Here is a 19,664-nt window from a genome sequence, read left to right on the forward strand (position 1 = left end):
TTCCTCGAAGTATCTTTCTTAGGATTTATTACTTCTTTACAAATGCCAAGTTATTATAAAAGTTCTTTTAATTTCTCAACCATTCTATATACATCTTCATACGTATTATAAAGTGGTACTGGTGCACAGCGTATGACGTCTGGTTCTCGCCAGTCTGTGCTAATATGTGCATCCATTAATTTTTTATGTAAGCTTTTATCAGCATCTTTTAATTGGATGGAGAGCTGACAGCCTCTTTCTTTAGGATTTGAAGGTGTGATAATTTTAATTTTATCGGTATTCATTTCGTTTAGTAAAAATTCGAAATATCCTGTTAGTTTTTCAGATTTTTCTCGAAGCGCATCCATGCCAACTTCATTAAACATATCCAAAGAAGCTTTAATAGCAGCCATGGATAAAATTGGCGGATTACTAAGTTGCCAGCCTTCTGCTCCTGGAATAACATCCAGGGGTTGACGCATATTAAAACGAGTGGCCTTATTATGGCTCCACCAGCCCGCAAAGCGCTTTAGTTTTTTATTATGTGCGTGTTTTTCATGAACAAATAAACCCCCTAAACTTCCAGGTCCTGAATTTAAATATTTATAAGTGCACCAAGCGGCGAAATCCACTCCAGAATCATGAAGTTCTAATTTAATATTTCCAACGCCGTGGGCTAGATCTATTCCAACCATACAGTTTTTTGCATGGCCCAATTGAGCAATTTTTTTGATGTCTAAATATTGTCCGGTGTAATAATTAACACCTCCAATTAACAGTAAAGCAATCTCATCTCCTTGTTCTTCAAGTATGCTTTCCAAATCGTCCATGTTTAGAAGTTCTTCGCCTTTTCTAGGTTTCCATTCTATCAAACCTTCCTTGGCATCAAAACCATGAAATTCCAATTGGGTTTGCACGGCATATCTATCCGAAGGAAAGGCGTCACTCTCAATAACAATTTTATATTTTGTTTTTGTAGGTTGGTAGAATGATATCATTAACAAATGTAAATTGGTTGTTAAGGTATTCATGGTAACCACTTCAATGGGTTTTGCACCAACTATTTTTGCCATGGATTCGGTAAGGAATTCATGGTAGGGCATCCAAGGATTTTTTGCTTCAAAATGACCTTCTACACCTAGATTTGCCCAATCGTCTAATTCCTGTTGAATGTATTTCTGGGTACTTTTTGGTTGTAATCCAAGAGAATTTCCAGTGAAGTATAACCAAGGGTTTCCATCTTTGTCTTTTGGAATATGAAATTGGTTTCTGTAAGATGCTAAAGCATCATTTTGGTCTTGTTCCTTAGCGTATTGAAGACCTGATTTATAGTTGGACAAAGTGTGTTGTTTTTCTGTTTCCAACAAAAATAAGAATTATAAATTTAGGAATGAAGGATTAGATAATGACAGTTATAATAAATTTTGAAGAGTTATTTGAATTAATTCCGACTTTTGTAGCATGAAAGATTCTCATGAAAAGTGATACATATTTTAATGATTATTTTCTATCAGATGTCTTTTTTAGGTTAAAAAAAGTATCAGTTTATAAAAAGAGAAAGCGCTTCCACTATTTTAGTGGAAGCGCTTTAAATATATATAGACGCATATAGCGGAAAACTTATACTATATATACGTTGATATTGTAGGTTTGGATGTTTCTACGCTCATTTTATTGACACATTTGTAAAAAACAACTCCCAATTATCATCTGCTTTCACATGGTTTAAGGAAATTATAATGTCGTTAAAGTTGGTATTGTTTTCCCAAGTAGTAATCATAGTTGGAACCTTGGCGTTTTCTTTTCTATACACCCATTCTTTAATAATATAATTGGAATTGTAATAAAGATCGTAAGCGTCTCCTGGAGTGTAGCCGCCTTCGTTGGAATAAGTAACAGCTATTTTATTGAGAGATTTCTTGCTTATTGGGCTTATTTCCTCCAAGGGAGTTGAAATGGTTATTCCTTCGTCCCAGACTAAATTAAATGGTGCTAACAACCAATATTTATCGTTTATAAAAGCCTTATCTGTATTGATAACAGTGCTATCTAATTGGGTTCGGTTGTAATGGATGGTGTCGTTTTTTGAAATGAATGTCACTTGGTTTGTTTTTGGTTGCCAAATCCAGGAGCGTTCAAAATGTGTACTGTCTTTATCAACATTAAAGGTGAAGGCAATCTCTTTTACGTTATTCCAGTTATTAATTCCGTATGCATGAGCTATTTTTTCAGCATCTGTGAGACTTGTTTCTAATTCTGAAACGGCTTCTTTTTTATCCGACTTGCAAGCGGAAAAAAGTAAAAGAAGGACAATAATGAGGTTTAGGTTTTTCATAATCTTATTTAGCTAAGATACTAAAAATAGATTTCTTGAATTTATCTTTTGAAATTATATAATATCTTAGCTATTCAAAATTTCGAGCTATGGACAATTTCGATTCTTACTTTAACACCAATAAAGCGACTTGGAATGAAAAAGTGAAAATTCATTCAAAAAGCAACATGTATCAACTTGAAGCTTTTAAAAAGGGACAATCGTCGTTAATGCCTTATGAAATAAAGGCTCTAGGAAATGTAAAAGGAAAAACCTTGTTGCATTTGCAATGTCATTTTGGGCAAGACACTTTGAGTTGGAGCAGATTGGGAGCAACTTGTACTGGCGTGGATTTGAGTGATGAAGGTATTAAATTGGCCCAATCGCTTAATAAAGAGCTAAAATTAGACGCGCAATTTGTGTGTTGCAATGTGTTAGATACTTCAGATTTTATAAAAGAAACTTTCGACATTGTTTTTACCAGTTATGGTGTAATTGGTTGGTTGCCCGATTTAAAACCTTGGGGAAAAATGATTTTTGAACGGTTAAAAAAGGGAGGTATATTTTATATGGTCGAATTTCATCCCATAGTTTGGATGTTCGATTATTTAGAAGGGAAACCTGTTATGAAATATGGCTATATGCAGGAAGAGGTTATTTATGAAGAATACGAAGGTACGTACGCCAATACCGAATCGAAAATGATAAGTAAGGAATACGGTTGGAACCATGGCTTAAGTGAAGTAGTTAATGCATTAACAGAAGCTGGCTTGCATATAGACTATTTAAATGAATATAATGAAAGTCCGTACAACGTCTTGCCAGATTTAACTGAAAATGAATCTGGAATGTTTGTTACAAAAGACAAGCTCTATCCTTTAATGTTTGAGATAAAAGCCACAAAGAAGTAAATTACAAATAGGTTTATTTTTTATTCTCCTTTAACAATTCAGGAAATTTAGCCTTGAATTTATTCAATCTTGGAATGGATACATTTTGTACATACGGATTTTCAGGGTTAAGTTTCTCGTAGTTTTGATGATAATCTTCTGCAACCCAGAACTTGGTAAACGGATAAACTTCAGCAGCAATAGTTGCATGTAACTTTTTAGATAATTCTTCTTTTTTAGTTTCTATAATTTTTTTTTGCTCGTTATTTTGATAAAATATAATGGAGCGATATTGCGAACCGTGATCTGGACCTTGTCCATTTACCTGTGTCGGATTTTGAGAGCCAAAGTACACATCAACCAAGGTGGAGAAACTTATTAACTCTGGATTGTAAATAACTTCAACTGCTTCGGCATGTCCAGTTCTTCCTGTGTTACTAGACGCATATGTAGGATTTTTTGTGTGTCCTCCAGCATATCCAGAAACAACTTCTTCCACACCATAAACACTTTCGTAAATGGCTTCTACACACCAAAAGCAACCACTGGCAAAATAGGCTTTAGCTTTCCCGTTTTGCAAAGGGACCTGAGTAGCTTTTGCATTTATTATAGCTTGTTGTTCTGGGTTTTGTTGCGCCATGTTATTGCAACTAAAAAACAGTACAATTAAAAAAGTGGAGACTACGGAATTTATGTTTAACATTATTTCTATTTTAAAGTTGGTCGGAATGGAATTAAGAACCTTATAATAAATACCAAATATTTTAAATAAAAAAAGCCCTCATAAAAATGAAGGCTTTAAATTTATATTCTATACTAAATTATAGTTTAGAAAACATTTTCTGCATTTTCTCCTTTTGCTCTTCAGCTAAAACAGCGTCAACAAGAATACGTCCGCTATGCTCATCAGTAATGATTTTTTTACGAGATGCAATTTCCATTTGTACTTGTGGTGGAATAGTAAAGAAAGATCCACCAGAGGCACCTCTTTCAATAGCTACAACTGCAAGTCCGTTTTTAACATTCGTTCTAATACGCATGTACGCTTTTACTAAACGCTCTTCGATACTAGATCTATATTCTTCAGATTTTTTAATTAAAGCAACTTCTTCTTTTTCAGTTTCGGCTAAAATAGCGTCCAATTCGCTCTTTTTATGTTTTAAGTGCGACTGACGCGCTTTTAAACGTTCTTTAGTTTCAGCAATTACTAATTTTTTCTGATCAATTTGAACTCTAAATTCCTTAATGTGTTTTTCAGCAAGTTCAATTTCTAATTCTTGGAATTCAACTTCTTTGGTAATGGAGTTGTATTCTCTGTTATTTCTAACGTTTTTTTGTTGCTCGCTGTATTTTTTTATTAACGATTTAGATTCTTCAATAAGATTCTTTTTACCGTTAATTTGATTGTCTATAGACTCTAAGCTAGATTCTAGTTTTTCTAATCTGGTGTTTAGTCCCGCAACTTCATCTTCTAAATCACGAACTTCTAAAGGAAGTTCTCCACGAACATTTCTAATTTCATCGATACGAGAATCGATAAGTTGTAAGTCGTATAAATCTCTTAAACGCTCTTCTACAGTTGCTTCTTTCTTTTTTGCCATAGTTTAAAAATACTTAACAGGATTGGTGTTTGTCTTTGATAAAACGATTGCAAAATTAGTGATTTTTTTTGTAAGATATGCAACTAAAAGGTTTTTTGTGAATTGTTCACTTTCATAATGACCAATATCGGCTAAAACAAGCTGGTTTTCAGCTGTAAAAAAGTCGTGGTACTTTAAATCTGCCGTCACAAAAATGTCTGCTTTTGCAGCTTTTGCGGCTGCAATTGCAAAACTTCCGGAACCTCCTAAAACAGCTACTTTTTTGATGTTTTTTCCAAGTAATTTTGAATGTCTGATACCTTCAGCTGTCATATTGGTTTTAAGAAGTTGTAAAAAGTCCTTTTCAGATAGTGCATTTTCCAGCACTCCAATCATTCCCATGCCTATATGTTGGTTTTTATTTTCAAGCGTAGTAATTTCATAAGCAACTTCTTCATAAGAATGCGTTTTGAAAAGTGCCTTTAAAATTTGGGATTCCAAGTGTTTTGGAAAGGTTATGGAAATTTGCGTTTCTGCTTCTTGGTGAGTTTCTCCTTTTTTTCCTATGGTTGGATTAGAATCTTCGTTTCCCCTGTAAGTGCCAAAACCTTCTGTGTTAAAACTGCAGTTATCGTAATTGCCTATGCTTCCTGCTCCAGCTTCAAATAAGGCATTTCTCAATTTTTCTGCTTCATTTTTTGGCGCAAAAGTGATGAGTTTTTTTATGGTTTGGGATTGTGGGATCAATATGTTTCGGTTTTTTAGACCTAACTTTTCACAAATCATATTATTGACCCCTAAAATGGAGTTGTCCAAAGCTGTATGCATGGCGTAAATAGCAATGTCGTTTTTTAAGGCTTTCATAACAACGCGCTCCACATAGCTTTTTCCTGTTAGCTTTTTTAAGCCTTTAAAAATAATGGGATGAAAACTAACAATTAGGTTGCAGTTGGTTGCAATGGCTTCGTCAACTACAGCTTCTAAAGTGTCTAAGGTTACCAAAACACCTGTTAATTTGCTGTTTTTATCTCCAACGAGTAGCCCAACATTGTCGAAATCCTCGGCATAGGCTAGAGGTGAAAGTGTTTCAATATGATTTATGACATCTTGAACTATCATAATTTTATGTTATTAAGTTTCAAACAAAGATAAAATATTTAAATTCGCTTTAATGAAATTCTTACGCTACATCTTGTTTCCTATTGTTCCAATTTACTTTTTAGTGACTTGGACCAGAAATAAATTATACGATTTTGGTTGGAAAAAAAGTAAATCTTATTCATTTCCTGTTATTTGCGTAGGAAATTTAAGTGTTGGAGGAACTGGGAAATCCCCCATGATTGAATATTTAATCCGTTTACTGAAAACCGATTACAAACTGGCAACTTTAAGCAGAGGATACAAACGTGAAACTGATGGCTTTAAATTGGCGAATGCAACCGATTCTGCTAAAACTCTTGGAGACGAACCTTTTCAGTTTTATAATAAATTTGGCGAAGATATTTTTGTGGCCGTAGATGCGAGTAGGCTGAATGGTATTGAAAACTTACAAAGTTTGAATAACAAACCTGATGTTATTTTGTTGGATGACGCTTTTCAGCATAGAAAAGTACAGGCTGGATTTAACATCCTTCTAACTGCTTATGGTGATTTGTATTGTAATGATTTTGTTTTGCCCACTGGTAATTTAAGAGAGCCTAAAAGTGGCGCTAAACGAGCTCATGTTATTGTAGTTACAAAATGTCCGATAGGCTTGTCTTCTCAAGAAAAGGAACAGATTGAAATGAAATTGCATTCTGAGGCAAATCAGTTGGTGTTTTTTAGTTCTATTAACTATTCTAAGGAAGTGATTTCAGCTACAAAGAATGTGAGTTTAACCGATTTGAAACCGTTTACTTTGGTTACAGGAATTGCAAATCCGAGTCCATTAATAGCGTATTTAAAGATGAATAAATTAGAGTTTAAGCATTTGAACTTTAAGGATCATCATAGTTTCTCTGAGAAGGAGCTTGCTAATTTAGCGAAATTGGAATGTATTCTTACAACCGAAAAAGATTATATGCGTTTAAAGGATAACATTCAATTAAAGGATAAATTATTTTATCTTCCTATAGAAGTTTCCATAGACAATCCGGAGGTATTTAATAAGGAGATTTTAAACTTTGTACGGACTTAAACCGTTTGCGAATCTTGTTGGATTAAAGCGTCGTAAAGTTTCTTTTCGAAATCTTCTTGCTTGAATGGTTTTGAGATAATATCGTCAAATCCAGCTTCATCAAACTCATGCATTTTATCTTCAAGAGTTACAGCAGTAAGTGCAAAAATGGTAATGTCTTTATTAAAGGTTCGAATAATTCTAGTAGCTTCTAAGCCACTAATTCCAGGCATATGGATGTCCATTAAGATAACGTGGTAATCCTTGTGTTTAACTATCTCTACAGCATCCTCGCCATTATCAACCACGTCGCAATTTAGTTTCATTTTGTTAAGGATTTTCTTGGTAATCATTTGATTGATCTTATTATCCTCGACAACTAAAATATTAATGTCTTTTAAGTCGATTTCATTAATATCTTTAAAGTATTGTATTTCTTCATGTGTTTCTACTTTTTCGGCATATTTTAAAGGTAATTCAAAACTGAATTTTGATCCTTTTCCAAGTTCACTTTTTAAAGAAATAGTTCCTTTTAGAATTTGGATCAGGCCTTTTACAATCGATAATCCCAATCCAGTTCCGCCATATTTTCTGTTTATTTGAATAGAACCTTGAGAGAAACTTTCGAAAAGTTGGTTTTGCTTTTCTTGGCTAATTCCAATTCCGTTATCTTCTATTTCAAATTTCACTCGATAGATGTCGTCTGCTTTCCCAGCAAAAATAGCACGTACCCAGATGTCTCCATCTTTTGTGAATTTGATGGCATTTCCAACTAAATTAATTAAAATTTGTGATATTTTAATTTGATCTGCCATGAAATTCATAGGAAGTTGAGGGTCGTATTCCAAATGGATTTTAATATTATTATCTGCTGCCGAGTTGTTTAAGGCTGCAATAATATTTGTCATTTTCTTTTTAAGACTAAAGGCTTCTGGATCTATGTCTACCTTATTGGCTTCAATTTTATTGATTTGAAGGATGTCGTTAATAAAAGTCAATAAGTAATCCCCAGAGAATTTTAGCGATTTTAAATGCTGAATTTGGTCTGGTTTAGGATCTTCTTCCAACAACATATTAGTGAGCCCGGTTACAGCATAAAGCGGCGTTCTTAATTCGTGAGTAACTGTGGACAAGAAGTTTGCTTTAGTTTTGGAAGCTAGTTCAGCCTTTTCTTTAGAAACAATTAACTCCGCATTTTTTTTGTGCAGCATGTTATTTGTTTTCAACCTTATGTTGTTGTTTTTATATAGAGATAAGGTTAATAAGGATAAAATAGTAATTAACGCAATACTTAAAATGGTGGTTAACTTGTTTAAATTGTTGGCAGCTTTTTGTTCTTCTAAATCGGCCAATTGCTTTTTTTGATATTCCGTTTGGTTATTAATAAGTAGTTGCAATCTTTTTTCTTGCGATAAACTACTTCGTTTAAGGGTTAATAACGAATCGTTTAATGCAATGTGTTTTTTTAAATACTCGTTAGCTAGTTTGTGGTTTCCAGTTTCTTGGCTTAAGTCGCTTAGAATTAGATAACCTTCGTTTAGTATGTTGTTAAATTTATGCGCTTGGGCTATTTTTATACCTTCATTAGCCTGATCCAGAGCAGCTTCTTTTTCTCCTAGGTATAAAAGTGCTGTTCCTAAATTAATTTTCGAGCTACTTAAAATCTTCTCTAAATCGTATCTTTTAGCTATTGCCATAGATTTTGATAAGTGCGATTTTGCAAGCTCATACTCCTTTAATTGTATGTAAGTGGTGCCTTCGTATAAAAGGACTTCAGCTACAAAATTGTTTAAACCCTCTTGTTCGAAAAGTGTTTTGGAAGATTTATAGTAATCCAATGCTTGTTGGTATTGTTTTTTACCGATATAAACATTTCCAAGGATTTTATATGTTTCCGCAAGGTTGACATCATCTTTCGCAAAACGTTGTACTTCGTTGGCTTTAATTAGGGATTTTATAGCCTCGTCGGGTTCCTCAATATTATATTGCAGCTTTCCTATTTTGGAATAAATAATGCCAATACTTTTCTTATTGTCAATTTTAATTGCCAGTTCTAAAGCTTCATTATATTTTTCTTGAGCTTCAAAATAGGCATTTTTATCAATATCTTTTTGGGCTTGATTAATACGATAGTCGATGGTGTTTTGGATGGTTTCAGGATCTTCATCCATAGAAGTTTGAGATGAAGCGCTAAAGCTCAACAACAGTATAATAGCAGCTATGTAATTGTTGAATCGGGACATTTTTTAGTTAACTATTAAAAACAAATATAAATATTTATTCGATAAAAGTTACTTTTTTATCGACATATCGCAAATTAAATCAATAATTCTGCTAGAATATCCTGTTTCATTATCGTACCAACCAATTATTTTTACCATGTTTCCAATCACTGAAGTCATTTGGGAATCGAAAATACAAGAGTGCGTGTTCCCTACAATATCAATAGAAACTATGGGATCTTCGGTATATTCCAAAATACCTTTATAGCTGTTTTCTGAAGCCCATTTAAATGCCCTGTTAATGTCTTCAATAGTTACCGTTCTTTCCACATTAAAAGTAATATCTGTTAAAGAGCCATTGGCAACAGGAACCCGAATGCCACAACCTCCAATAACCTCTGAGAGTTCTGGAAATACTTTAGTTAATGCCTTGGCCGCACCTGTAGTTGTAGGTACGATGGATTGACCTGCAGCTCTAGCACGGCGTAAATCTTTATGGGGCTGGTCGTGTAAACTTTGATCTGTGGTGTAAGAATGTATTGTTGTAATATAAGCTTGTTTTACACCACAAAGTTTATTAATAATATCAATCATTGGAGCGGCATTGTTTGTCGTGCAAGATGCATTGGACACAATGGTTTCATCTCCATTAAGAATGTTGTTGTTAACTCCTAAAACAACGGTTTTAATATCGTCTTCTAATGGAGGAACACTTAAAATTACCTTTTTGGCGCCATTTTTAATATGATGTTCAAGGGCTTCCCGGCTTTTAAATTTTCCGCTAGCTTCAATAATAATGTCTACATGATATGGTTTCCAATTGATGTCTTTTGGATGACTGACATGTAAGAAGGGGATTTTTATATCATTCACAATAACATGACCCTCATCAAAAGAAACTTGTTCTTTAAATATACCGTGAATGCTGTCGTATTTAAGTAGATGGCTTAAGGTTCTAGTGTCTGCAAGATCGTTTATTGCAACAACTTGAATGTTTTTGTTGTCTTGCAATAATCTAAAAACGCGTCTGCCAATACGTCCAAAACCGTTTATAGCAACATGGATCATTAATTTATATGTTTTTGAGCTTTGTATGAAGATCTCACCAAGGCACTACTTTCTACATGTCTGAAACCTAAATCCAATCCAATTTGCTTGTATTCGTCAAATTGGTTTGGTAAAATAAATTGTTTAACAGGTAAATGTTTTTTACTTGGTTGTAAGTATTGACCAATAGTAACTACATCCACGTCATTTTCTCTAAGGTCGTGTAAGGTTTCGATAACTTCTTCTCGAGTTTCCCCAAGTCCAAGCATGATACCAGATTTTGTTCGGCGTTGTCCTTGATCTTTTAAGTATTTTAAAACACCTAGACTTCGGTCGTATTTAGCTTGAATTCTAACTTCTCTGGTTAAACGTCTTACAGTTTCAATATTATGCGAAACCACTTCTGGAGCCACATCTATAATTCTATCTATATGTTGTTCTATACCTTGAAAATCTGGAATTAAGGTTTCTAAGGTGGTTTCTGGATTCATTCTGCGAACGGCTTTTATAGTCTCTGCCCACATAATACTTCCCATATCTTTTAAATCGTCTCTATCTACACTTGTTAAAACAGCATGGGTAATTTTCATGAGTTTTATGGAGCGCGCTACTTTTTCTGGTTCATCCCAATCCAAGGTTTCTGGACGTCCGGTTTGAACCCCACAAAAGCCACAAGAACGGGTGCAGATATTGCCCAAAATCATGAAAGTTGCAGTGCCTTCTCCCCAGCATTCTCCCATATTAGGGCAACTTCCAGAAGTGCAAATGGTGTTTAGTTTATATTTATCTACAAGACTTCTTAATTCCGTATATTTTTTACCAGTAGGTAATTTTACCCGCAACCATTTAGGTTTTGCCTCTCTTGCAGGTAAGATATTTGAAGCTGTTTTGCTATCCATTTACAAAGTGTTTTTGTGATACAAAGATACAAAAGTAAGGAAGAACTACTACTTAAGCTAAATAAAATTGGATGAAGAAAAATGGTATTTTGAAAAGAAATTTATTTGGATTTGGTTTTAATTATGGCCGCGAGTAATTTTTTAGCTCGTAACAATTTCACTTTGACGTTGTTTATGGGTTCGTTCAACTCTTTTGAAATGTCTTTGTAGCTTAATTCTTGAAAGTATCTTAAATTGATTACTTCTTGATAATGGGGTTTGAGTTTTTTAATATCGCGCAAGAGTTTTGCTAAATTCTGTTCAGTAATCAATTTATCTTCAGCTGAAGGGGATTCGTCTAAAATATCATGAAAGGAATTATCATTGTCGTTGGAAATGGTGTTAGAAGGTTGTCTTTTTTCCTTTCGAACTAAATCAATGTGAATATTTTTAGAAATGGTTATCAGCCATGTTTTAAAGGTGTATTTGTCATTAAACGAGGCTATTTTATCGAAGGCTTTAGAAAAGGTTTGGATAGTAATGTCTTCCGCATCGTTTTCGTTTTCCACACGTTTAAGCTGAAAACCATAAACATAATCCCAGTAGGTATCCAATAGGAAGTTAAACGATTTTTGATCATTTTGCTTGGCTTTATGTATGGCTTCTTTTATTTCCAATGTTTGGGTTTAGATATCAAGTTGTTAATAAAAATACTTAATTGGAAAGCTATTAAAAAAAGTTCTAAAACCGGAATGTAAATTAATAAATCTTTTTCGTTGAGTTTTTTAGAGGCTTTATTATAAACAATAAATTGAGAGATGCCTCTTATAAAAAACAATGGAATTACAAATTCCCATCTAAATAATGTAACTAATAAAACGATGGCTAAAATCCAAAACAAGATGTTTGAAATATAGAATAAAGCCAATAATGTTTTATGTTTTGCTTTATAATGATTGGCAGTAGTTATATGTCTTCTTTTTTGGGTAAGCCACTCTTTGTATGTGGTTTTAGGTGTTGATTCTGTATTGCTCTCTAAAGAATAACAAATCTCTGTATTCTGTGCGGTGGCAATTTGATTGATAAATAAATCGTCGTCTCCGGAGCGGATGTACATGTGACTCATAAATCCGTTGGCATTAAAAAACGCTTCTTTTGTATAGGCCAAATTTCTACCCACGCCCATATAAGGTAAACCGAGTTTTGCAAACGAAAAATATTGGACGGCTGTTAGAAAGGTTTCAAATCGGATTAATTTATTTAGAAACGATTTTTTAATTTTTGAGTAAGCACCATAACCCAATACGATAGATTTTTTTTCACTGAAATGAGACGTCATTTCAGTAATCCATTGTGATGAAACAGGTTTGCAGTCGGCATCTGTAAAAAGGAGATGGTTGTATTTTGCTGCTTTAATTCCAAGTGTTAGCGCGTATTTTTTATTGGCCCAAAAGGCTTCGTTGTTTACTACATTAACAAGTTTGATGTTACTGTGAAGTAAAGCGAACTCTTCCATGATTTCGAAAGTATCATCATAGGAAGCGTCGTTAATCAATACAATTTGAAAATTTGGATAGTCTTGATTAATGACTGAAAGGAGGAATTTCTTTAAATTTTCTGCTTCGTTTTTAGCACAGATAATAACGGACACTGGCATGGACTTAGAAGGTTCTTTCCTGTCTTTTAGAAAAGCGAATTTTCCGAAGAAAAAAATAAAGAATACAACTTGAATAATAACTACAATCAGGAAGGCGTAGAATGCCACCTCAAGTATCACCATATTGGGTTATGAGTGTGAAGGTTCGTTACAATCGCTATATTGTTCTGGAGTTTTACCACAAAACCCACAAGACTCGCCATTTTTATTAAGCGCAGGATTTTGACTGGCGCAAGTTCCAGCAAATTTCCCATCCTTTTTCGCCCAAAGTTTTATTGCAATACCAGCAATGGCAAGACCTAGTAAAATTAAAGTTATTAAAAGTAATTTCATGTGTTTGCTTATTTTTAAGTTTAAGGCAGGTTTTAAAAAGCCTTATAACTGTAATGCAAATTTACGATTTTTTAATGAAAGATGATAAAAATAAAGCCTCACTTTTTTTACAAAAGTGAGGCTTTAAACTAAAAAGGATATGGCGCTTTTTAATTGTGTTTTTGAAGGGCAATTTCAGCTACTGAATTTTCTTTAGAGCCTATTTGATTGCCTCCTTTGTTTTCTATGGTAATACTTAATCCTAGAGCGTTTTCAGTATAAGGAATTTGTTTTAATTCTCTATCTGTTTCACTTAAAATCCCTAAACTAACCATCTTGTCCTGTACTTGTGCCCAGATTTGATATTGTTGATCTTCTGGTAATTGCGGTAAGGATACTACGTCTATCATGGACGTTTTATCTTTAGGGTTGATATAGGCTACCGTTTTAAGGTTTTTAGCTCGGTTATTTCCGGTTATGATGTATTTTTCAGTCTCCGGATTATTAAGTTGTTTAAACTGTTGCATGATATCATTTAGCTTGTTGTTGTTTAAGCTAATATCATTTCTTAAATCGTAGATTTCATCTACAATTTTTTGGTTTTCAGTTTTTAAATTTTGGTTTTGTGTAAAAAACACAAACGAACTTCCAGCAAAAATTAAGGCAGCAAAACTAGCAGCGATACTTAAATGGTACCACTTTCTGTATTTTCTTATTGGCTTTATATTGATAACTGGAGTGTTATCCAACTCATTTAAAATATTATTTAAAATGTGTTTCGGAGCATCAACAGCTTGGCTTTTAGAAACAATTTCTAAATTTTTTTGCAAGGTGTTGTAGGCATTCTGAACCTCTGGGTATTCAGAAAGGTGAGTTTCAACTTTTTCTGTTTCAGAAGGAGTTGTATCACCTAAAAGATACTTTTCTAATAGGTCAGAATTTAAAAATGTATTTATTTTATCATTCATGACTCGTTTTATTCTGGATCGTAAATCTTTTTCAGTTCACGTAATCCAATTTTTAATCTTGATTTAATAGTCCCAAGTGGAATGTCTAATTCATCACTTGCTTCTTGTTGTGTCATGCCCTCAAAAAAGAGTGCATTTATTACTATTTGATATTTTTCATCCAAGGATTTTAGATGGGTTTTAATATCCATAACATCTTGGTTTAAACTCTCAGATGTTAACATATATACGTTGGAAGCTTCTATTTGGACTTCCTTGCTTATTTTATTTGTTTGCGACCTAACTTTATCTATGGCCGTGTTGTATGCAATACGATATAGCCAGGTAAATAGCTTGGCTTTTTTGGCGTTATACGATTTGGCATTTCTCCAGACTTTAATAAAAGTTTCCTGTAGGGCATCTTGAGCTAATTCCTCGTCGTTTAAAACTTTTAATATGACACCAAATAAAGCATCTGCATAATTTTCGTATAGCAAGGTAATGGCTTTTTTGTCTCCTTTTTGGAGTAAGCCAACTATTTCCATTTCAATGGGTGTGCTCAAGGTTGGTGATTTAATAGGTTGTTAAGTATTCTTAAAAAACCAAAGTTAGAGTTTTTTTTTAATTTAAATAATATTTACTTCGGCATCTATAGTAATGCTAAAAAGCTGTTTTACTGTTTTTTGGATTAATCTTGCCAATTGCAAAATTTCTTCTCCATTGGCATTTCCGTAGTTTACTAAAACCAAAGCTTGGTCTTTATGAACGCCATAATCTCCAAATTGTTTTCCTTTAAAGCCAGCTTTTTCAATAAGCCAACCTGCTGGAACCTTTATTTCGGTTTCAGAAACGGGATAACCTGGAATGTCTTGGAAGTTTTCTTTTAATTTTGAATAGCTTTCTATTGGAATAACAGGATTTTTAAAGAAACTACCACTATTGCCTATTTTTTTAGGATCTGGGAGTTTACTCTGTCTAATTTTAATTACAGCTTGCGAAACATCTTGAATGGAGGGATGTTCAATATTCATGATAGCTAATTGATTAGCAATAGAACCATAAGAGGTGTGAAGGGTGTGGTTGTTTTTGGAAAGTTTAAAGGTCACATTGCAAATGATGTTTTTTCCTTTTTCTTCTTGTTTAAAAATAGAATTTCTATAATCGAACTTGCAGTCTTCTTTGGTATAGGTTTTTAAGGTTTTTGAAGCTATTTCCAAAGCTTGACAAGACACAAAAGTATCTTTGAGTTCAATACCATAAGCTCCAATATTTTGAATGGGAGCAGAACCAACATTTCCAGGAATTAAAGAAAGATTTTCAAGACCGCCAAAATTGTTGTCCAAACACCAAAGTACAAATTCGTGCCAGTTTTCGCCAGCATTTGCTTGAACTATAGCAAAATCTTCATCTTCAGAAATAATAGAGATGCCCTTGATGTTAAGATGTAACACAAGGGCATCAATGTTTTTTGTAAGTAGCATGTTGCTACCGCCACCTAGCACAAAAATATCTGGATAACCATCTAATGTTAGAGCTTGTTTTAGCTCTTCTATATTATTAATAGTAATAAAATACTTGGCCAAAGCATTTATGCCAAAGGTGTTATATGTTTTTAAAGATATGTTGTGTTTAATTTGCACTAGTCTTTATAAACTTTAAGAGCTTCTTTTAAAATACTAACAGCTCTTTTTAGACTATCTTGGTTTAAAACATAGGCAATCCTAATTTGGTTTAAGCCAACTCCAGGAGTCGAATAGAACCCAGCAGCTGGAGCAACCATTACAGTTTCGCCATTAACATCAAAACTTTCCAAAAGCCATTGTGCAAACGCATCCGAGTTTTTTACAGGAAGTTCTACAATACAATAAAAGGCTCCTTTTGGTTGCCCCACTTTTACACCTTCTATTTTTTTTAACTCAGTTATTAATGTATTTCTACGAGCTACGTATTCTTCAATAACATTATCAAAATAACTTTGTGGTGTTTGCAAAGCAGCCTCACTAGCAATTTGAGCTAAGGTTGGTGGACTTAATCTAGCTTGTGCAAATTTTAATGCTGTAGCAATTACTTCTTTGTTTTTTGAAACCAAACAACCAATTCTTGCACCGCACATACTGTAGCGTTTAGATACGGAATCGATCATAATGGCATGTTCCGCTAAACCTTCTTCTTGCATAATGGAGTAGTGGGTAGCACCATCGTATACAAATTCTCGGTAAACTTCATCTGAAATTAAAAAGAGGTCGTGTTTTTTTACTATGTCAGCTAGTTTTTTAATTTCTTCTTTGGAATACAAGTATCCAGTTGGATTTCCAGGATTGCAAATTAAAATAGCTTTGGTTTTTGGAGTAATTAATTTTTCAAATTCCTCGATTGGAGGTAATGCGAAATTATCTTCAATTTTAGAAATTACAGGAACAATGTTCACGCCGGAAGCTGTAGAGAATCCGTTATAATTTGCGTAAAATGGCTCAGGAATAATAACTTCGTCGTCTGTATCCATAACACTTCCAAACGCAAATAATAAAGCTTCGCTTCCACCAGTAGTTACAATGATATCGCTTTTAGTGACTTCGATATCGTGTTGACTATAGTAATTGGCGATTTTATTTCTGTATTCGTCAGAACCTTCAGATCTAGTGTAAGCCAAAATATCTAAAGAGTGCACTCTTACAGCATCTAAAGCTATTTCGGGGGTTTTAATATCTGGTTGTCCAATATTTAAGTGATAAACAGTTTTTCCTTGTTTATAAGCCATTTCAGCATAAGGTACTAGCTTTCTAATTGGCGATTGTGGCATGTTTTGCCCTTTTTTTGATATTGCTGGCATGATACGATTTTATTAAAGACGCAAAGTTCTGAAATTTATCTGAAAGGTCTGAAGAATTGTCTTAAAGTTTTGGTAAAAAATTCCTCGGAATTTAAATAGATGATAAAAGAATTCGTAATTTCATTAACAAGAGATTTTATATAGTATGACTAGCCGAAGCTTATGGCATATTTGAGTTTATAGAATACGTGTTTTCATCTATTTTTAATGTTCTAACATATGAAAAAAATTATTTGGTTTTTATTTTTTGCATGTTGCCTTCAAACTATTAGTTTTTCGCAAGGCAACTTTGTCATCCAAAATAAAAGGGAATCGGATAAAATACGATTTAAACTTATCAACAACTTGATTATCATTCCTGTAGAAATTAATGGTATTGAGCTCTCTTTTATTTTGGATACGGGCGTTAATAAAACTATAATTTTTAATTTTTTAAACATTTCCGATTCGCTTCAAATTAAAAACACAGAAACTATTTTTTTACGAGGTTTGGGTGAAGGAGAAGCCATTAAAGCCTTGAAGTCCACACAGAATATTTCAAAAATTGGCGACGCCATTAATATCGACCAAGAACTGTATGCGGTTCTCAATTCGAATCTCAATTTCGCACCAAGACTTGGATTTCCATTACATGGCATTATTGGCTACGATTTGTTCAAGGATTTTGTGGTGGAAGTAAATTATGTTTCCAAATATATTAGACTTACAAATCCAAATGTTTACAAAGCTAAGCCCTGTCGTTCTTGCGAAACCTTAAACATGGAGTTTTATAAAAACAAACCCTATATTTATTTAGACGTTAAAATAGCTGAGAAACAAATTCCTGTAAAACTACTAATAGATTCTGGAGGAAGTGATGCCTTGTGGCTCTTTGAAGATGATAGTTTGGGGATTAAAACCAGTAATGTTTTTTTTGAAGACTTTTTGGGTCATGGCTTGACCGGCAGTGTCTATGGAAAGCGATCTAAAATTGAAGAAGTTTCAATAAGACATTTTAAATTAAATAAGGTGAATGTTTCTTTTCCAGATTCTGAATCCTTAATCTATGTTAAACAGCATAAAGATAGAAATGGTAGCATTGCTGGTGATCTTTTAAAGCGGTTTAACCTAATTATCGACTATTCAAGCAAAACAATTTCATTTAAAAAAAACAAGCATTTTCAAGATGATTTCAGCTATAATAAAAGTGGTATTGAATTGGAGCAGAACGCCGTAAGATTGGTAAAGCAAAAGGATTATAATTATATAGCTAAAGCCGATTTCTCAAAAGACGATAATAATGTATCCAAAACGCCTATCGTATTAAATGCCAGTTATAAACTGGCTTTGCAACCAGCATATTCCATTGTGGAACTTCGTGAAGGTTCCCCAGCCGAAAAAGCTGGATTAATGTTGGGAGATGTGCTTGTGTCCATTAACAATAAATCTACAGACAGGTATAGCTTGCAAGAGATTAGCCACATGTTTTACGATAAACATGGGCAACGTATAAAATTAGAAGTAGAAAGAGAAGGCGTAGCACTTACTTTTGTGCTTTACTTGGAAGATGTTTTTGAAAAATAAAAAAACCTTGAGGTATGTCTCAAGGTTCTTTTTAAATTTTTACTTTGTATCTATTCCTGCATAACACTTGTGCTTTTTTTCTCAAGAACATTTGTGTTGCTAGGATCAATAACATCTCCTTTAATTTTTAAGGCTACAGTTGGAGTATCTGCGTTAGAGATAACTGTTATAGTCTTTCTAATTGGCATAACACGGTTTGTATCGTATTTTACTTCAATTTGACCGGTTTCACCAGGTTGAATAGGTCCTTCCGGTTTTTTTGGAACGGTACAACCACAGCTAGAATTAACCTTAGAAATAATTAAAGGGGCATTTCCAGTATTTGTGAATTCAAATACACGCACACCATCAGCACCTTTTTCTATTGTTCCATAGTCAATAACATCTGTTTTGAATTCAATTTTTGCTGCTTTTTCTTGAGCAGAAACTGAAAAACTTAACAAACTGATAAACAATACTGTAAATAAATGTTTCATAATTTTATGATTTTATAAGAGGGTAAACTTAGTTACTTTTTAATCATTTTGCAAAATTTTTAGACGTATAACACAGTTCAAATTATGTTAAACTTATATAAATAGACATTATACATGCATATAATTTTACCAAAAAAATAAATATAAGTACTTTTGTATGTTATATTTCAAAAACTATTCCAAAGTATGCAAATTCCATCAAAATATGATGCCAGTCAAGTAGAAAGTAAATGGTACACCTACTGGATGAAACACAATTATTTTCATTCTACACCAGATGAAAGAGAACCATATACCATTGTAATTCCTCCGCCAAACGTAACGGGAGTCTTGCATATGGGCCATATGCTTAACAATACCATTCAAGATGTTTTAATACGTCGAGCTCGTTTATTGGGTAAAAATGCTTGTTGGGTTCCTGGTACCGACCATGCCTCTATTGCTACAGAGGCTAAAGTGGTTGCCAAATTAAAAGAACAAGGAATAGATAAAAACGACTTAACCCGCGATGAGTTTTTAGCCCATGCCTGGGAATGGACTCACGAATATGGTGGTGTTATCTTGGAACAACTAAAAAAATTAGGATGTTCTTGCGATTGGGACAGAACCAAATTCACGATGGATGACGATATGTCTGAAGCTGTAATCAAGGTTTTTGTCGACTTACATAATAAAGGCTTGATTTATCGTGGGTACCGAATGGTAAATTGGGATCCAGAAGCTAAAACAACACTTTCTGATGAAGAGGTTATTTATGAAGAACGTCAAGGAAACCTATATTACCTACAATATGATATTGAAGGAAGCAACGAAA

At 33.6% G+C, this 19,664-nt stretch carries 20 protein-coding genes; 4 read left to right on the forward strand and 16 right to left on the reverse strand.

The features are described from left to right. Window positions 1-53: 53 nt before the first annotated feature. Both kynU and VKY47_RS01840 read right to left on the reverse strand, forming a co-directional pair. Window positions 54-1,319: a kynureninase gene (kynU, locus tag VKY47_RS01835; RefSeq protein WP_324309884.1), complete on the reverse strand. Its 1,266-nt coding sequence runs from the start codon at window positions 1,317-1,319 to the stop codon at window positions 54-56. 326 nt (window positions 1,320-1,645) lie between these two features. Continuing rightward, window positions 1,646-2,314, reverse strand: coding sequence for a hypothetical protein (locus VKY47_RS01840; RefSeq protein ID WP_324309886.1), 669 nt, complete (start codon window positions 2,312-2,314; stop codon window positions 1,646-1,648). Window positions 2,315-2,403: 89 nt separating this feature from the next. On the opposite strand from VKY47_RS01840, the gene VKY47_RS01845 reads away from it, so the two are divergent. Continuing rightward, window positions 2,404-3,204 (forward strand): class I SAM-dependent methyltransferase, encoded by an 801-nt coding sequence (locus tag VKY47_RS01845; RefSeq protein ID WP_324309888.1) that lies wholly within the window; start codon window positions 2,404-2,406, stop codon window positions 3,202-3,204. Window positions 3,205-3,217: 13 nt separating this feature from the next. Here the strand turns inward: VKY47_RS01845 and msrA are convergent, their stop codons facing one another. From msrA to VKY47_RS01860, 3 genes are all read right to left on the reverse strand, one after another. Then, window positions 3,218-3,886, reverse strand: a complete 669-nt coding sequence (msrA, locus tag VKY47_RS01850; protein ID WP_324309889.1) for a peptide-methionine (S)-S-oxide reductase MsrA — start codon at window positions 3,884-3,886, stop codon at window positions 3,218-3,220. A 118-nt stretch (window positions 3,887-4,004) separates the two neighbouring features. Next, window positions 4,005-4,784: a zinc ribbon domain-containing protein gene (locus VKY47_RS01855; protein WP_324309891.1), complete on the reverse strand. Its 780-nt coding sequence runs from the start codon at window positions 4,782-4,784 to the stop codon at window positions 4,005-4,007. Between the two features lie 3 nt (window positions 4,785-4,787). Then, window positions 4,788-5,882: a Nif3-like dinuclear metal center hexameric protein gene (locus VKY47_RS01860; protein WP_324309893.1), complete on the reverse strand. Its 1,095-nt coding sequence runs from the start codon at window positions 5,880-5,882 to the stop codon at window positions 4,788-4,790. A gap of 52 nt (window positions 5,883-5,934) precedes the next feature. On the opposite strand from VKY47_RS01860, the gene lpxK reads away from it, so the two are divergent. Then, window positions 5,935-6,939 carry a tetraacyldisaccharide 4'-kinase gene (lpxK, locus tag VKY47_RS01865; protein WP_324309895.1) on the forward strand — a complete coding sequence of 335 codons (1,005 nt, stop codon included), beginning with the start codon at window positions 5,935-5,937 and terminating at the stop codon, window positions 6,937-6,939. On the opposite strand, the gene VKY47_RS01870 is transcribed toward lpxK, so the two are convergent. From VKY47_RS01870 to VKY47_RS01915, 10 genes are all read right to left on the reverse strand, one after another. Next, the gene (locus VKY47_RS01870; protein WP_324309897.1) at window positions 6,936-9,161 is read right to left on the reverse strand and encodes an ATP-binding protein; all 2,226 of its coding nucleotides are present in this window, start codon (window positions 9,159-9,161) and stop codon (window positions 6,936-6,938) included. The genes lpxK and VKY47_RS01870 overlap by 4 nt on opposite strands. A 48-nt stretch (window positions 9,162-9,209) precedes the next feature. Further along, window positions 9,210-10,208 (reverse strand): type I glyceraldehyde-3-phosphate dehydrogenase, encoded by a 999-nt coding sequence (gap, locus tag VKY47_RS01875; RefSeq protein ID WP_324309899.1) that lies wholly within the window; start codon window positions 10,206-10,208, stop codon window positions 9,210-9,212. Beyond that, the gene (gene lipA, locus VKY47_RS01880) at window positions 10,208-11,086 is read right to left on the reverse strand and encodes a lipoyl synthase (protein WP_324309900.1); all 879 of its coding nucleotides are present in this window, start codon (window positions 11,084-11,086) and stop codon (window positions 10,208-10,210) included. Before lipA ends, gap begins: the two co-directional genes overlap by 1 nt. Before the next feature lie 101 nt (window positions 11,087-11,187). After that, window positions 11,188-11,742 (reverse strand): RNA polymerase sigma factor, encoded by a 555-nt coding sequence (locus VKY47_RS01885; RefSeq protein WP_324309901.1) that lies wholly within the window; start codon window positions 11,740-11,742, stop codon window positions 11,188-11,190. Then, a complete protein-coding gene (locus tag VKY47_RS01890) occupies window positions 11,733-12,845 on the reverse strand; it encodes a glycosyltransferase (RefSeq protein ID WP_324309903.1) in 1,113 nt (370 codons plus the stop codon). Before VKY47_RS01890 ends, VKY47_RS01885 begins: the two co-directional genes overlap by 10 nt. 6 nt (window positions 12,846-12,851) lie before the next feature. Beyond that, the gene (locus VKY47_RS01895; RefSeq protein WP_324309904.1) at window positions 12,852-13,055 is read right to left on the reverse strand and encodes a membrane or secreted protein; all 204 of its coding nucleotides are present in this window, start codon (window positions 13,053-13,055) and stop codon (window positions 12,852-12,854) included. Between the two features lie 149 nt (window positions 13,056-13,204). Continuing rightward, window positions 13,205-14,002, reverse strand: coding sequence for an anti-sigma factor (locus tag VKY47_RS01900; protein WP_324309905.1), 798 nt, complete (start codon window positions 14,000-14,002; stop codon window positions 13,205-13,207). A gap of 8 nt (window positions 14,003-14,010) precedes the next feature. Continuing rightward, window positions 14,011-14,544, reverse strand: coding sequence for an RNA polymerase sigma factor (locus VKY47_RS01905; RefSeq protein ID WP_324309906.1), 534 nt, complete (start codon window positions 14,542-14,544; stop codon window positions 14,011-14,013). Between the two features lie 63 nt (window positions 14,545-14,607). Then, on the reverse strand, window positions 14,608-15,621 hold the full coding sequence (gene murB, locus VKY47_RS01910; RefSeq protein ID WP_324309907.1) for a UDP-N-acetylmuramate dehydrogenase: 1,014 nt from the start codon (window positions 15,619-15,621) through the stop codon (window positions 14,608-14,610). Continuing rightward, window positions 15,621-16,811, reverse strand: a complete 1,191-nt coding sequence (locus VKY47_RS01915; protein ID WP_324309908.1) for a pyridoxal phosphate-dependent aminotransferase — start codon at window positions 16,809-16,811, stop codon at window positions 15,621-15,623. Before VKY47_RS01915 ends, murB begins: the two co-directional genes overlap by 1 nt. Before the next feature lie 219 nt (window positions 16,812-17,030). Between VKY47_RS01915 and VKY47_RS01920 the strand changes: the two genes are divergently transcribed. Next, a complete protein-coding gene (locus tag VKY47_RS01920) occupies window positions 17,031-18,374 on the forward strand; it encodes a PDZ domain-containing protein (protein WP_324309909.1) in 1,344 nt (447 codons plus the stop codon). A 50-nt stretch (window positions 18,375-18,424) separates the two neighbouring features. Here VKY47_RS01920 and VKY47_RS01925 read toward each other — a convergent pair whose 3' ends face one another. After that, complete coding sequence (locus VKY47_RS01925; RefSeq protein ID WP_324309911.1) at window positions 18,425-18,850, reverse strand: DUF1573 domain-containing protein; 426 nt, start codon at window positions 18,848-18,850, stop codon at window positions 18,425-18,427. Window positions 18,851-19,036: 186 nt separating this feature from the next. Here VKY47_RS01925 and VKY47_RS01930 point away from each other — a divergent pair. Then, a partial coding sequence (locus VKY47_RS01930) for a class I tRNA ligase family protein (protein WP_324309913.1) occupies window positions 19,037-19,664 on the forward strand: 628 nt, incomplete at its 3' end.

Origin of the sequence: Xanthomarina sp. (genome assembly GCF_035306705.1) — a bacterium.
Lineage (GTDB): Bacteria > Bacteroidota > Bacteroidia > Flavobacteriales > Flavobacteriaceae > Xanthomarina.

Bases quoted from the DNA above. Each gene is read 5' to 3' on its own strand.
- VKY47_RS01840 (WP_324309886.1), bottom strand. From the start codon at position 2,314: ATGAAAAACCTAAACCTCATTATTGTCCTTCTTTTACTTTTTTCCGCT.
- VKY47_RS01845 (WP_324309888.1), top strand. From the start codon at position 2,404: ATGGACAATTTCGATTCTTACTTTAACACCAATAAAGCGACTTGGAAT.
- msrA (WP_324309889.1), bottom strand. From the start codon at position 3,886: ATGTTAAACATAAATTCCGTAGTCTCCACTTTTTTAATTGTACTGTTT.
- VKY47_RS01855 (WP_324309891.1), bottom strand. From the start codon at position 4,784: ATGGCAAAAAAGAAAGAAGCAACTGTAGAAGAGCGTTTAAGAGATTTA.
- VKY47_RS01860 (WP_324309893.1), bottom strand. From the start codon at position 5,882: ATGATAGTTCAAGATGTCATAAATCATATTGAAACACTTTCACCTCTA.
- lpxK (WP_324309895.1), top strand. From the start codon at position 5,935: ATGAAATTCTTACGCTACATCTTGTTTCCTATTGTTCCAATTTACTTT.
- VKY47_RS01870 (WP_324309897.1), bottom strand. From the start codon at position 9,161: ATGTCCCGATTCAACAATTACATAGCTGCTATTATACTGTTGTTGAGC.
- gap (WP_324309899.1), bottom strand. From the start codon at position 10,208: ATGATCCATGTTGCTATAAACGGTTTTGGACGTATTGGCAGACGCGTT.
- lipA (WP_324309900.1), bottom strand. From the start codon at position 11,086: ATGGATAGCAAAACAGCTTCAAATATCTTACCTGCAAGAGAGGCAAAA.
- VKY47_RS01890 (WP_324309903.1), bottom strand. From the start codon at position 12,845: ATGGTGATACTTGAGGTGGCATTCTACGCCTTCCTGATTGTAGTTATT.
- VKY47_RS01895 (WP_324309904.1), bottom strand. From the start codon at position 13,055: ATGAAATTACTTTTAATAACTTTAATTTTACTAGGTCTTGCCATTGCT.
- VKY47_RS01900 (WP_324309905.1), bottom strand. From the start codon at position 14,002: ATGAATGATAAAATAAATACATTTTTAAATTCTGACCTATTAGAAAAG.
- VKY47_RS01915 (WP_324309908.1), bottom strand. From the start codon at position 16,811: ATGCCAGCAATATCAAAAAAAGGGCAAAACATGCCACAATCGCCAATT.
- VKY47_RS01920 (WP_324309909.1), top strand. From the start codon at position 17,031: ATGAAAAAAATTATTTGGTTTTTATTTTTTGCATGTTGCCTTCAAACT.
- VKY47_RS01925 (WP_324309911.1), bottom strand. From the start codon at position 18,850: ATGAAACATTTATTTACAGTATTGTTTATCAGTTTGTTAAGTTTTTCA.